Genomic DNA, 12624 nt, shown 5'->3' with positions numbered 1-12624 from the left:
TTTTATTTATGAATGATTTTTTTAGAATTGCACGAGAGGGAAACCTTGTGCAAATAACAACAACAAAGGGGGATGTTTTTACAGGAACTTTACTGCCTATGTATTTTGTAATTCAAGATAATAATGAAATAAGTGTTGAATTTTACTTAAGCCAACACGAATCTCATAAAGGACTTCCATTTGGAACGGTCGGTCTTACTGTTCGAGATGTAAAAAGTATTATCCCTTGTTAATAATTCTTTACAATTAAATATAACATAAGTGCTTAGAAAATGACCATACTTCGTATGGGGTGTGGTCGTTTCTCTTTGCATTTATTAATTCACTCATTTTAAAGGCATCATAAGATGTCTTTTTTTATGTACTTATATTGCAACAAGAAGAAATAGAAAAAAATAAAAGTTTTTCGCCCTTAAAACAGGGCAGAAAGGAGAATTTGTATGGGTAATGCAAATCTTGAAATGGATATGAGCGTTATTAACTACGCTCAAAATGTAGCTAGAGTTTTTTGCCGTCAGAACAAAGTTTTGTCGGCAGATTTTGAGGACTACGAGCAAGAATCTTACCTTGCTCTAGTCAAAGCATCTAAAGGCTTCAACCCTGAAAAAGGTGATTGGAAGTCTTATGTTGCGACTTGTGTGAGAAACCACCTTGTTGCAATTAACAAAAAGAAGTGTACGGAAAGCGGAAGTACCGTGCACTATGATGCAAGCGAAGAAGCCCTCGCCTATGTCGAGGCAAATGCCTTAGCATTTGGCGGGGGGGCAAGTGAAATTTCTAATGATTTTTCCGAAACGGAGTTGTTAGAAACACTTAAGGGAACTTTCTCAAAGGCAAGAAGAAAGCTTCCAAAAGAAGCTGTCAATGCTCTTGCGGAGTACTTTGAAAAAGGGATTATTCCTTTTAAAGACGACGAGAGCAAGGCGGCAGGCTACAAGCGTTTAGAGAGAGCACTTCGCTCTCTTAAGTTCTTCTATGAAGAAGAGCAGAAAGCGTTTGAAGCATTATAGAAATTGCGGAGGGGTTTTCTCCTCCGCTCTTTTCATAGGAGTACTTATTTAAAAGAAAGGAGAGGTCCTCATGAATTTAAAAAGAAAAAAAGAGACTATAAAAAAATTCGAGCAAACAGAGGAGCTGAAACGAAACTACGCTTCGGTTTGCGAAGAAAGAAATATTTTAAGGGAGAAACTTTTTGCTCTTGAAAAGGAGCATAAAAACGCCCTTATGGAAATAGCACGGCTGAATCGTGCACTTCAAAGAAAGGAGGGGTAAGAGTATGAGTTTTACCCAAAACGAGATTTACGGAGCATTTGAAATCGCAAAGGAGAATGGAATGAAAATCCTTAGCGAAAATAATGACTCCATCAGCATTTCTTGCCCCGAATGTCAGACGGAGAAACGGGGTAAATGCAACGTGAATCGAAACGGTCTTTGTCATTGTTTTCGTTGTAATTACAGCGGAAACATTGTAACGCTTGTTTCTGATTTTGCAAATATTTCTACCAAAGAGGCTTATCGGAAAATCATGAGAGCCTCTGAGGGAGAAATAAAGCCCTTGGTATTTTCAAAACCCGCATTTAAAAGTGCGGTAAAAGAGTCAAGTCCATACATTGATAAGGCTCTTAGAAAATACCTAGATAAACTCACTCTTAAGAGTGAGCATAAAGCGGATTTGCTCCGTAGAGGTTTGAATGAGGAGCAAATAAAGGTGTTTAAATCTGTTCCGACAAAGGAAGAATTTGATGCCTTAAAACTTCCGCTTTGGGAGTTTATTGGTGTTCCACCTTTTTTTGAAGAAGATGGCAGACTAGCACTTGGAGCAATCCATGATGGCTATTATTGCCCTGCTTTTGATGAAGAAGGAAGAATTGTCGGGATGCAGATAAAAATCATTAACGGCAAATACATTTGGGCTTCGTCTAAAGGAAAACCAAATGGAACACCGAGCGGTGCACCAATGACTGTTCTTGGAAAGGGCAAGGAGCTTATCGTTACAGAAGGTATTTTAAAAGCCTATGTAACTTATGCTCTTTTAACGGATGAGGAGCGAAAGCGGTTCACAATTGCAGGAATTGCAGGCGTAACTAACCTTGCTCCATTATCAAGACACCTTGCACATCATTCTTATGATGCATGCTTTGAGGCTCTTGATATGGACAAATTGGGGAATGATGTTGTTCCCAAAAAGGAAACAGTAGCTAAGGCAACAGATATCTTTTATGATGTCTTTTCAAGACTTGGCTATAAATTCGTTCCGCTTAAATGGAACGGAGCAAAAGGGATTGACGACCTTTTGTGTATAAAAAGGAGGAAATAATGACAAAACAAATAGATTCCACCTTTTATGGGTGGAAGTTTTCTTCTGAGGTATATCAAATTGCCACAGAAGTAACGAATAATAATTTTTTCACAGCGAAGGGGCAAAATATCCCTTCGCAACTTTCCACGCTTTGCGGAGATTGGAAAGAAGACGCTCACTACGGAAAATATTTTGAAGTAGCGAGTGCTAAAATCCGTCTTCCGCAAGGAGCAGATGAGGTTCGGGCGTTTTTAATGAACATGAAACTCCCGAACATGAAAGACAAGAGAATCAGCGAATTTGTTCGCAAGTTTCCTTGTCTTTCCGCAATGGAAGACGTGAAAAAGATTGCCTCGATAAGGGGAATTACCCTTGACAAGGCAGAGGGTATCAAAAACGCTTATCTTAACAAGATGGAACGCTATAAGTTTCATAATGCGTTTTCTTGTTATTTTGAATTATCAAAAAAGCAGGAGAAAGAAGCGTTTAAGAGATTCTCAGGAAACGTGGAATCTCTTAGCAAGAACCCATACTTGTTATTGTGGGCGGATTCCATTAACTTCCGTCAGATAGATGAAAAAGTCAAAAAAACTTCTATTTGGCAGGAAGATAGTCCTATTCGCATTACGGCTGGACTTCATCAAGCCTTTAAAAATGCGGAAAGGCAGGGGCAGGTTTGTTTGCAAAAGCAGACTTCGCTTAAAAAGTCCTATGACATTCTTTTTGGGAGTCATAAAAAGAGCTTAAATATGCAAAAACTCGATACCTTGAAAAACAAGGTGCGAGAAAGCCTCTTAGAAGAAGAAATTGCCGAATACAACGGCTTTTTCTATCGAAAAGATTTGTATGAGGCAGAGAAGAAATCGGCAATTAAAATTGCTGCCCTGCTTCGAAGACAAAAGACTTTTTGTAATGTTAAAGAGTCTATTAGAGAGGCTGAAAAAGAGAAGAAAATTTCTCTTGCCCCGTCACAAAAAGAAGCGATAAAAAAGGGCATAGAAAATAACTTCTCGATTATTACAGGAGGTCCGGGAACAGGAAAAACCACTACACTAAATACACTCTTGTGTGCGTATTTAAAGGTTTTTACGCAAACCAAAATTTGTCTTTGTGCTCCAACAGGGCGAGCATCAAGACGAATGACCGAGAATACCAAAATGGATGCGAGAACGATTCATTCACTTCTTGGTATTCATTCCGACTACGAAGAACCGCAAAATAAAATTGATGCGGATTTGGTGGTTGTGGATGAAGCGTCTATGTGTTCGCAGATGTTATTTGCCTCTTTAATGAGTGCAATTTCTGTAAACACTACCGTGATTTTGGTCGGAGACAAAAATCAGCTCCCTAGTGTTTCCGCAGGAAATGTTTTAGAAGAACTGATTTTATCAGGCACAGTTCCTACAACCACCTTGACTGTCACTTTCAGACAAAAGGAAGGCTCTGCCATTATCTCTAATGCCTCAAAGATTTTGGAGTATAAGGGAAAAGGCGAGCTTCGTCTTGATGAGGCGTCAGACTTTGCCATTCGCTTTGTCGAAAGTGAAGAAGAAGGAATGAGCGTGCTGTTTGAGGAACTTTCAAAATCGAAGGTTTCCTTTGACAATAGACAAGTCCTTACACCAATGAAAAAGGTTCAGCTTGGTACGCAAAACCTGAACGGAAGGCTGCAAAATGCGTTCAACCCGTCAAAGGCGGGAAAGCCTGAAATTCGTTATGGAAAAAGCACTTTTCGTCTTGGAGATAGAGTTATTTATCTTAATAACGATAAAGACGTTTCCAACGGAGATATGGGTGTCATTACACAGATAAATGATGCACAAGGCTTTATTTTCGTAAAGTTTTCAACAAAGATTTTGCGAAAATTTGAAAGACATGAGCTGGACGCTCTAACCCTTGCCTATGCGATGACTGTCCATAAATCGCAAGGAAGTGAGTTTTCAGAGGTCTACATTCCGTGGACAAAGGAATTTAAGGGAATGAGACTAAAAAGGCTTTTGTATACGGCAGTAACAAGAGCTACCAAAAAAGTAGTGCTGATTTGCGATAAGGAATCCTTGTCATACATTGGTACGCCGAGTGCAGAAATCGTAAGATTTTCAAATCTTGGGAAACTTTTAAAAGAGGCTACTAGGTAGTCTCTTTTTTTAATTGTCCTTTGTGTACTTATATCAAAAGGAGGTTTTATGTACAAATTAACGTTAAAAGGCAGAACTTATGCAAAAAAAGAGGAAATTCATCGGCGTGGTTTCAAATGGGATGGCAAAAATTGGAAAAAGGAAACTGCTGATTTAGATGAAGTCTATGCAATGCGAGGTTTTGCAAAAAAACTTCACCTTCGACTTGAAATTGAAGAACCAAAGTTTGATAGAGGAACGCATTACAGGCAAGATTATTTTGATGCTCACCCGCCCGATGTAAAAAATCGGTACTTTTGTATTTATTGTGGAAGGCTTTTAAAAAAAGAAAAAGTAGAAGTTGACCACATTATTCCTGTTTATCGGGCAAGAAAGAGCAAAAGGGTGCAAAGACGATTAAAACGAAAGGGTTTTGATGGGGTAAATGATGTTAGAAATCTTGGGGCATCATGCAAAAGATGCAATCGCACAAAATCCGCTAACATGGGGCTTTGGGTTGTTCGAGGATATTTAGGACAGCATTATAAATTTCAAGTAACAAGATGGATTGTAAGACTGATTTTAACCATCATTATGATTTGTTCATTTTGTCGATTTTTTATGTAAAAAACGCTATGTAACAGAAAGGAGGATATTTTATGTTTGCTCATTTACATTCACATACTGAATATTCGATTGCAGATGCTTGCAACCGAATTGATGATTACATTAAGCGAGTAAAGCAGCTCGGACAAACAGCGTGTGCGATAACTGACCACGGTGTTATGTACGGAGTTATTGATTTTTATAAAAAAGCAAGAGAGCAAGGCATTAAACCCATTATTGGGTGCGAGGTATATATTGCCCCGACTTCACGTTTTGAAGGGGCTGTAAAAGAATACCTTGATGGAAGTGAAAAACCAAAGAATACTAGGTATTATCACTTGATTTTGCTTGCTAAAAATATGACAGGTTATGAGAACCTGATTTATCTTTGTTCTTATGGATATAAAGAAGGATTTAATTACCGTCCTAGAATTGATAAGGAGCTTTTGGAAGAACATTCCAAAGGTCTGATTTGCTTGTCCGCTTGTATTGGCGGTGAAATTCCAATGCTAATTCGTCAAAGCAGAATCCAAGAAGCAAAGGAAGTGGCTCTTTGGTATCAGGACATCTTTAAGGATGACTTTTACCTTGAAGTACAAGACCACGGACTTGATGAGGAGCTTTTGGTAAACAAAGTATTAAAAGAAATTTCAAAAGAAACAAATATCCCGCTTGTTGCTACAAATGATGTGCATTACACCTTAAAAGAAGATGTGCTAACACATGATATTTTAATTGGAAATGCAAGAAAACAAAATTTTTTGGAAACAGGCGAACACGCTTACGGAACAAACGAGTTTTATGTCAAATCAGAAGAAGAAATGAAAGAATTATTTGATGACGACATTGTAGAAAGAACGCAAGAAATTGCAGATAAATGCAATCTTACGTTTACTTTCCACGAAACCAAGATGCCAAAGTTTGATGTGCCAAGTGGATATACCGTTAGAAGTTATTTGGAAAAGATTTGCGAGGAAGGTCTTTCTAAGTTTAGATTTGAAGATTTAAAAAGAGCTAAAAAGCAACTTCGTTATGAAATTGATGTTATTGAGAACATGGGGTATTTAGAATACTTCCTTATTGTTTGGGATTTTATCAATTGGTCAAGAAAAAATGGGGTATCTGTTGGACTTGGTAGAGGAAGTGCGGCAGGAAGTGTCGTTTCTTATTGCATGGATATTACGGATGTAAACCCATTTGACTACAATTTGATTTTTGAAAGATTCTTAAACCCTGACAGAAAAACAATGCCCGATATTGACATTGATTTTGCAATGGAAAACAGATACAAAACCATTGAATATGTCAAGGAAAAATACGGAGAAGATAATGTTGTACAGATTGTAACTTTTGGACAGCTTAAAGCGAAACAATCCATTAAAGATACTGCAAGAAACCTTGGAGTCAGCTTTGCTCTTGCGAATTTAATCTGTTCATGGATTCCAAAAGATGCAAAAAATCTTAAAAAGGCAATCGAAGAATCCCCTCAGCTTTCAAAAGCCTATGAGGAAAGAAGTGATATTAAGCAGATTTTAGACTATGCAATGTTAATTGAAGGACTTCCGAGACAAACGGGGGTTCATGCGGCGGGAGTTGTTATTTGCGACAAACCTGTTCATGAATATATGCCACTTGCATTTAATGCCGATAAAACGGGATATGTAACGCAATATACCATGACAACGGTAGAAGAACTTGGATTTTTGAAGATGGATTTCTTAGGACTTCGTACATTAACCGCAATTGACTACGCTCTTTATGACATTGAGCGAAATTATAACAAAAAAATCAACTTAAAAGAGATTGATTATGCGGACGAAAATGTCTTTCGAATGATACGAACAGGAAAAACGACAGGCATTTTTCAGCTTGAAAGCGAAGGGATGCAAAAATGCATGAAAGATTCCATTAAACCGACTTGCATTGATGATTTGATTGCAGGAATCGCACTTTTTCGCCCCGGTCCTATGGATTTTATTCCAACCTATGCAAAAAACAAGCAAAACCCAAAAGAGATTACTTATATTTGCGATAAGTTAGAGCCAATTTTAAAATCCACCTATGGCGTTATTGTGTATCAGGAACAAGTTATGCAGATTGTACGTGACCTTGCAGGATATTCGATGGGGCGAAGTGATTCTGTCCGCAAAATGATGTCAAAAAAGAAAGAGGAGGAGCTGAAAAAAGAAAGAGAAGTCTTTTTAAATGGACTGATTGAATTTCAGATGGATAACAAAGGGAATTTTGTCATTGATAAAAACGGGGATAAAATTGTGAAAAACAAAATTGACGGTTGTATCAAACGAGGAATCTCAAAAGAGATTGCCAATCAGATTTTTGACGATATGATTGATTTTGCGAAATATGCATTTAATAAATCTCATGCGGCGGCATATGCGATTTTAGCTTATCAGACCGCATATTTGAAATACTATTATCCAAATGAATATATGTCAGCCCTTATGACAAGCGTAATTGACAATAACGACAAAAAGAAGGTTTATTTAAACGAAACAAAAAGACTTGGAATTACCTTGTTTTCCCCTAGACTCGACAAAGCAAAGGACAGATTTTATCCAACAAAAAGCGGAATTTATTATGCACTTGGTGGAGTCAGCGATATATCTCGTGATAAAGCAAAGATGATTGAAAAATTGCCGACAGGCGAAACACCCGCCTTTATTATTAAATGGTTATTTGGCAATCGTTTTTCGCTTGCACAAATACAATCTCTCGCAAAGGCAGGGGCTTTTGATTATCTTGGAGTGTCAAGAAGCGGTGTATATGAATACGCTGCGTACCATAGTGAACACAAGAAAAAGAAAAATTACAACATTGCTCAAATGACCTTGTTTGACGGAGAAGAAGAAAAAATGACTCCACTTGGCAAAAAAGAGTGGATACTTTCTAAAAAAATTGAACAAGAAGAAGATGCTCTTGGGCTTTGTCTTTCAGGAAGTTTGATTGATGAATACGCCTTTTTGAAAAACACTATGAGGACGGCTCACAGCGGTAATTTCTTATCAAAAAAAGGCTATCAGATTATTGTAGGAACGGTAGTTACCAAAAAGGAAATTATCACAAAAAAGGGGCAAGCAATGGCATTTCTTGACTTAAAAGATGATTTTGGAACATTTTCTGTTACCGTTTTCCCTAATTTATATGACAATGTAGCTACTTGTTTTAGTAAAAACCGTGCTCTTATCATTCGAGGGAAAGCGGATAAAGACAGAGGATGCGTGATTGCAGATGAAATTTATCCAATTACGGATATTCCGTGTGATGTGTATATTGAAGGAAGTGATTTAACAAAAGACGAAAAAAGAGCGATTAAAGAAGCCCGAAAAGAAGGAAAGAAGGGAGCAGGTCATGGTGGACTTTTCTTTTATGACGCAAAAATGAAAAAGAGTTATCCCATTGAACGAAGCGGGCTTTATGCAAAAACGACAATTTTAACTGATTTAGAAAAGGTTTTTGGAGAATCGAAGATTCATATAACTGTGAATCCTAGATTTAAGAAAAACCATCGAAATTTATTTATGAAAGGATAGAAAAAAAGCATGAAGAAAAGAGAGACAGTATTTAACAAGAGAGTAAAGAATTTTTTAGCCCTGACACGGCTTACAAGAGCAGTAGATGATATTCCAATTCCATCTCCTGACGAGGCGAAAAGCATTGTAAATGCCAAAAAGCCTGTCACTTGTTGTAAGAGTTGCTATAAAGTCTTTGATGACGAATATAACTTCTGTCCGTGGTGTGGCTCAAAGAAGGAACTCACAAGAAATGTTTTTGAAGAAGATGTGGTAGATGATGATTTTGATGAGTTTTTAGCATCTTTGGATAAAACCGAAAAGGGATACTCTGATGAAATGAAAAAACAAACGGCTATTGAATTTTTGCAGGAGAGAGAAAATGAGTCGTAATTTTTGATGTACTTATGAGATGTAAATAATAACAAGCCTCAAAACAGAGGCATTATAAGGAGGAAAATAGTATGAATAAAGTAATTCTCATGGGAAGATTAACGAACGATGCTGAGTCAAGATGGACACAGGACGAGAAGCAAATGTGTATCGCTAGATATACTCTAGCAATTGACCGTCGTTTCAAGAGAGACGGCGAACAGACCGCCGATTTTATCAAATGCATTGCGTTTGGCAAGGCAGGAGAATTTGCGGAGAAATATCTTCGCAAGGGCATGAAAATCGCCGTAGTCGGAAGAATCCAAACGGGTTCTTACGAGAACAAGGAAGGGCAGCGAGTTTATACAACTGATGTTGTCGTAGAGGAGCAGGAATTTGCAGAAAGCAAGAAAAGTTCTGATTCTTCTACTAAGGCAGAAGCCCCTGCCGAAAGTCAGGCAGAAGTACCTGACACCGAGGAAGAAACCCTTCCTTGGGAAATGTAATTTTTAAAAGGGAGTCGAAGATATTTTCTTCGGCTCTTTTTTTTATGTACTTAGAAAATGAAAGAAATAATTAGTCTAAAAAAAGGAGGCTTTTATATGTTTGAAGAAATTATCAAAGAAGCTGAAAAAAGAATGTATTATTCCGCTTCAAAGAACAAAATTCTACTCTCTAGGTTAAAAGAGAGAGAAAAAGAAGTAGGCGAGGCGTGTTATCTTATGAAGCTCATGGGGTACGCAAGAAAAGAGCCTTTCGAACTGAAAAATGCAAGAGAAGATGCTTTTTCTTTTGCAGAACGGGTAACAAACCCATTTCATAGTACGACATCTGTTGTGCTTGAAATATCACCTGCCATCGTCTTTGAAGATGGAAAATTGATGATAAAGACTTCCCAAAACACTGCTTTTGAGCAAGAACAGATGGAGCAGTTTTTGAAAAAATGGGAATCTTTCACAAAAGTTCTATTAGAAACTGCTACAAAGGATTTAGGGGGGGTGATGAAGAATGTACGAACAATTAGTGTTTAATTTTTCGGATTTTGCAGAAACTTCATCATCATCTGAGCCATGCTCTTTTGAGAAACTACAGGAGCTTTTTAAAGAGAGTAAAGAAATGTGCGAGCCGTTTGCGTTTCCTTTTGAAGAAATTGCAGATGAAGTTGGCATTGAGGAAATGTCGGGGTGGGCAGTATGCCATCACCATAGACATAATGGCATTTTTTCGAATAAGATAAGCGTTTCAAAAAGACTTTTGTATTGCGATGAAAGAATCATCATTGAAACGCTACTTCATGAGTTGTGTCACGCAACAGAAGGGTGTCATAATCATGGTGAGGTGTGGAAAGCAAGAGCAAATTTGTTAAATCAAAAATATGGCTTTCACATCACAACTCGGTCTAGTTACAAAGACAAAGGACTGACCGAGAAAGAAGCCTTTGCAGGTTACAAATATCTCTTTCGATGTAAAGAGTGTAAAAATGCAATAGGCTATAAAAGGAAAACGAATTTCGTGAAAAACCCATCTCGCTACAAATGTGCAAGATGTGGTGGGAAATTCGAGCAAATCTCGCAAGATGACTTAAAGGAGGTTTGATAAGAGTCAATGTCATTAAGTTGAGACATTGAAAAATCCACCCAAACCATGAGCTTATTGCTCAAAATGGCAAGGGTGGATTTTATTTTTTTATCATTTTGTCATAAAAATGACAACGTTTATGTAGAATTTATGACAAGATAAGAGTATAATATAAGTACAAAAAACAAAGAAAGGAGAAACAATTTATGAATAAAAAGGTTGATTTCAAGCTTTTGGGAAGTAACTTAAAAAAAATCCGTGAATTTGAGAATATGACTCAAAGTGATGTTGCAAGGTTTTTAGGAATCGACCAAAGTATGGTATCAAAATACGAGTCGGGCGAACGAATAATAAGTTCAGATTCACTTGAAAAACTTGCAAGACTTTTCTGTTGCCCTGTAAAGGATTTATTAACATCAAACGATGTGTCGCCTAAAGGTAAGCTCGCATTTAGAACTGATGGATTAACATTTGAGGATAACTGCATTCTTGCTGATATAAATGCTATTATCTTAAACCAAATTGAAATGGATGAGGTGTTGTATGGCAAAAATTGATAAATTTGAATTAGCACATAAGGCATTAACATTAAGACATCTTCTAGGGGAAGATGCCTATTCACCTATTGATATTTTTGCTATGGTTCAACAGATGGATAACATTACGTTAATAATGCATCCAATGAGTGAACATATGTCAGGCTATTGCAGAAAATGCCCATACACCAACATTATTGTTATAAATTCAGCTATGACTATAGGAAGGCAAAGATATTCACTTGCACACGAACTATATCATGTGTATTTCGATGACGGAATGAAATCATTTGTATGCACTAATTTTACAAGTAAAGAATTAAATGAACAGAAAGCTGATTTGTTTGCATCATATTTCCTTATGCCACAGACTGCATTAGATAATATAAAAGTTCCAATAACTATAAACGATATTGTGAAATTAGAACAATACTATAAGGTAAGTCGCAAAGCGTTGTTATATCGACTATTGTCTGAAAAAAAAATAAACACAGATGAATTGGAGCTGTTTTCACGTAATGTAAAACAGTCGGCTAGATTGGCTGGATTTAACGAAGCATTATACAATCCATTGCCTGAAAATGAACGGTATTATGTATATGGAAAATATATTATAAATGCTGAAAAAATGCTAAATGAAAACAAAATTTCATACGGCAAATATGAAGAGTACTTACTTACTGCTTATCGAGAGGATATAGTATACGGAACATCAGATGGAGGAGAAATAATTGACTGATAACACATTATTTTTCGATACTGATTGCATTTCGGCATTTCTTTGGATAAACGACACAAGTATAATTACCTCATTATATAAGCATAGAATTGCAATTTCAAAACAAGTATATAATGAACTTTCGCAAGGAAAAGGACAAGCGTCTGTTTTAAAAGAACGAATTGATATAATGATAAAGCAGGGTGATGCACTTCTTATTGATATGGAAGTGGATAGCGAAGAATATTCTTTATATATGGAATTAGCAATAAATCCCCCTGATGGAGAGCCGATAATCGGAAAAGGAGAGGCTTCATGTATAGCTTTTGCCAAAGAATACAACGGTATTTTAGCAAGCAACAACTTTAAAGATACTCTTAAATATATAAAGAAATATGGTTTGAAGTATACAACAACGGCTGACATTATGGTAGAAGCGTACAGCAAAAAACTTATAACAAAAGAAGATGCTGAAAATATGTGGCAGTCTATGTTAGCCAAACGTAGACGACTTGGGGATGTTACATTTAAACATTATTTGAGTACTCATCAATAGAGAACGTAACCGGTAAACCACCGGTACCTCCTTTTAATTAAGTCACGCCCGTAGTCGTGACATTTACTTCATTGGTTTTCTGCACTCAGCTGGTAATTCATCTGACCAAGGAAGAAGTTCTTCTAGGAAGCTTCGATCCGTATCATCCATGTGATCAGGAATTACTGTGAGTAAGTGTTTGAAATACTCATAAGGCTTCAAGTGGTTTGCCTTTGCTGTTTCAGCAATACTGTAAGCGATTGCACTGGACTTAGCGCCTGCAACAGTATCAATCATCACCCAGTTCTTCTTGCCTATGCAGAAGCCACGGAT

15 protein-coding genes are annotated in these 12624 nt (G+C 37.0%); 14 read left to right on the top strand and 1 reads right to left on the bottom strand.

Annotation, left to right across the window (positions count from 1 at the left end; genetic code table 11):
- The first annotated feature begins 8 nt into the window (after window positions 1–8).
- From BLS20_RS10085 to BLS20_RS10020, 14 genes are all read left to right on the top strand, one after another.
- On the top strand, window positions 9–233 hold the full coding sequence (locus BLS20_RS10085; protein WP_176762369.1) for a hypothetical protein: 225 nt from the start codon (window positions 9–11) through the stop codon (window positions 231–233).
- A 207-nt stretch (window positions 234–440) separates the two neighbouring features.
- Window positions 441–1010, top strand: coding sequence for a sigma factor (locus tag BLS20_RS10080; RefSeq protein WP_090174249.1), 570 nt, complete (start codon window positions 441–443; stop codon window positions 1008–1010).
- A 70-nt stretch (window positions 1011–1080) separates the two neighbouring features.
- Window positions 1081–1272, top strand: coding sequence for a hypothetical protein (locus BLS20_RS10075; protein WP_090174248.1), 192 nt, complete (start codon window positions 1081–1083; stop codon window positions 1270–1272).
- Between the two features lie 4 nt (window positions 1273–1276).
- On the top strand, window positions 1277–2317 hold the full coding sequence (locus tag BLS20_RS10070) for a hypothetical protein (RefSeq protein WP_090174247.1): 1041 nt from the start codon (window positions 1277–1279) through the stop codon (window positions 2315–2317).
- Window positions 2317–4437, top strand: a complete 2121-nt coding sequence (recD2, locus tag BLS20_RS10065) for an SF1B family DNA helicase RecD2 (RefSeq protein ID WP_090174246.1) — start codon at window positions 2317–2319, stop codon at window positions 4435–4437. The genes BLS20_RS10070 and recD2 overlap by 1 nt, the downstream gene beginning before the upstream one ends.
- Window positions 4438–4485: 48 nt before the next feature.
- A complete protein-coding gene (locus BLS20_RS10060; protein ID WP_090174245.1) occupies window positions 4486–5043 on the top strand; it encodes an HNH endonuclease in 558 nt (185 codons plus the stop codon).
- Window positions 5044–5075: 32 nt separating this feature from the next.
- Entirely contained in the window at window positions 5076–8573 is a 3498-nt protein-coding gene (locus tag BLS20_RS10055) for a DNA polymerase III subunit alpha (RefSeq protein ID WP_090174244.1), read from the top strand.
- 9 nt (window positions 8574–8582) lie between these two features.
- A complete protein-coding gene (locus BLS20_RS10050; RefSeq protein WP_090174243.1) occupies window positions 8583–8945 on the top strand; it encodes a hypothetical protein in 363 nt (120 codons plus the stop codon).
- A 71-nt stretch (window positions 8946–9016) separates the two neighbouring features.
- Entirely contained in the window at window positions 9017–9430 is a 414-nt protein-coding gene (locus tag BLS20_RS10045; RefSeq protein WP_090174242.1) for a single-stranded DNA-binding protein, read from the top strand.
- Between the two features lie 96 nt (window positions 9431–9526).
- Window positions 9527–9955, top strand: a complete 429-nt coding sequence (locus BLS20_RS10040; protein ID WP_090174241.1) for a hypothetical protein — start codon at window positions 9527–9529, stop codon at window positions 9953–9955.
- Window positions 9933–10520, top strand: coding sequence for a SprT-like domain-containing protein (locus BLS20_RS10035; protein WP_090174240.1), 588 nt, complete (start codon window positions 9933–9935; stop codon window positions 10518–10520). The genes BLS20_RS10040 and BLS20_RS10035 overlap by 23 nt, the downstream gene beginning before the upstream one ends.
- Before the next feature lie 188 nt (window positions 10521–10708).
- Window positions 10709–11059 (top strand): helix-turn-helix domain-containing protein, encoded by a 351-nt coding sequence (locus BLS20_RS10030; protein WP_090174239.1) that lies wholly within the window; start codon window positions 10709–10711, stop codon window positions 11057–11059.
- Entirely contained in the window at window positions 11046–11777 is a 732-nt protein-coding gene (locus BLS20_RS10025) for an ImmA/IrrE family metallo-endopeptidase (protein WP_242870575.1), read from the top strand. The genes BLS20_RS10030 and BLS20_RS10025 overlap by 14 nt, the downstream gene beginning before the upstream one ends.
- Window positions 11770–12312 (top strand): PIN domain-containing protein, encoded by a 543-nt coding sequence (locus tag BLS20_RS10020; protein ID WP_090174238.1) that lies wholly within the window; start codon window positions 11770–11772, stop codon window positions 12310–12312. The genes BLS20_RS10025 and BLS20_RS10020 overlap by 8 nt, the downstream gene beginning before the upstream one ends.
- Window positions 12313–12375: 63 nt before the next feature.
- Here the strand turns inward: BLS20_RS10020 and BLS20_RS10015 are convergent.
- The coding region (locus BLS20_RS10015) for a transposase domain-containing protein (protein WP_143010235.1) at window positions 12376–12624 on the bottom strand (249 nt) is incomplete at its 5' end.

It is taken from the genome of Eubacterium oxidoreducens (genome assembly GCF_900104415.1).
Classification (GTDB): domain Bacteria; phylum Bacillota; class Clostridia; order Lachnospirales; family Lachnospiraceae; genus Eubacterium_C; species Eubacterium_C oxidoreducens.
Note: the sequence above shows the minus strand (reverse complement) of the source record. Positions and strands in the feature narration are given on the sequence as shown.

Coding starts and splice junctions, on each gene's coding strand:
- BLS20_RS10085 (WP_176762369.1), top strand. CDS start 9: ATGAATGATTTTTTTAGAATTGCACGAGAGGGAAACCTTGTGCAAATA.
- BLS20_RS10080 (WP_090174249.1), top strand. CDS start 441: ATGGGTAATGCAAATCTTGAAATGGATATGAGCGTTATTAACTACGCT.
- BLS20_RS10075 (WP_090174248.1), top strand. CDS start 1,081: ATGAATTTAAAAAGAAAAAAAGAGACTATAAAAAAATTCGAGCAAACA.
- BLS20_RS10070 (WP_090174247.1), top strand. CDS start 1,277: ATGAGTTTTACCCAAAACGAGATTTACGGAGCATTTGAAATCGCAAAG.
- recD2 (WP_090174246.1), top strand. CDS start 2,317: ATGACAAAACAAATAGATTCCACCTTTTATGGGTGGAAGTTTTCTTCT.
- BLS20_RS10060 (WP_090174245.1), top strand. CDS start 4,486: ATGTACAAATTAACGTTAAAAGGCAGAACTTATGCAAAAAAAGAGGAA.
- BLS20_RS10055 (WP_090174244.1), top strand. CDS start 5,076: ATGTTTGCTCATTTACATTCACATACTGAATATTCGATTGCAGATGCT.
- BLS20_RS10050 (WP_090174243.1), top strand. CDS start 8,583: ATGAAGAAAAGAGAGACAGTATTTAACAAGAGAGTAAAGAATTTTTTA.
- BLS20_RS10045 (WP_090174242.1), top strand. CDS start 9,017: ATGAATAAAGTAATTCTCATGGGAAGATTAACGAACGATGCTGAGTCA.
- BLS20_RS10040 (WP_090174241.1), top strand. CDS start 9,527: ATGTTTGAAGAAATTATCAAAGAAGCTGAAAAAAGAATGTATTATTCC.
- BLS20_RS10035 (WP_090174240.1), top strand. CDS start 9,933: ATGTACGAACAATTAGTGTTTAATTTTTCGGATTTTGCAGAAACTTCA.
- BLS20_RS10030 (WP_090174239.1), top strand. CDS start 10,709: ATGAATAAAAAGGTTGATTTCAAGCTTTTGGGAAGTAACTTAAAAAAA.
- BLS20_RS10025 (WP_242870575.1), top strand. CDS start 11,046: ATGGCAAAAATTGATAAATTTGAATTAGCACATAAGGCATTAACATTA.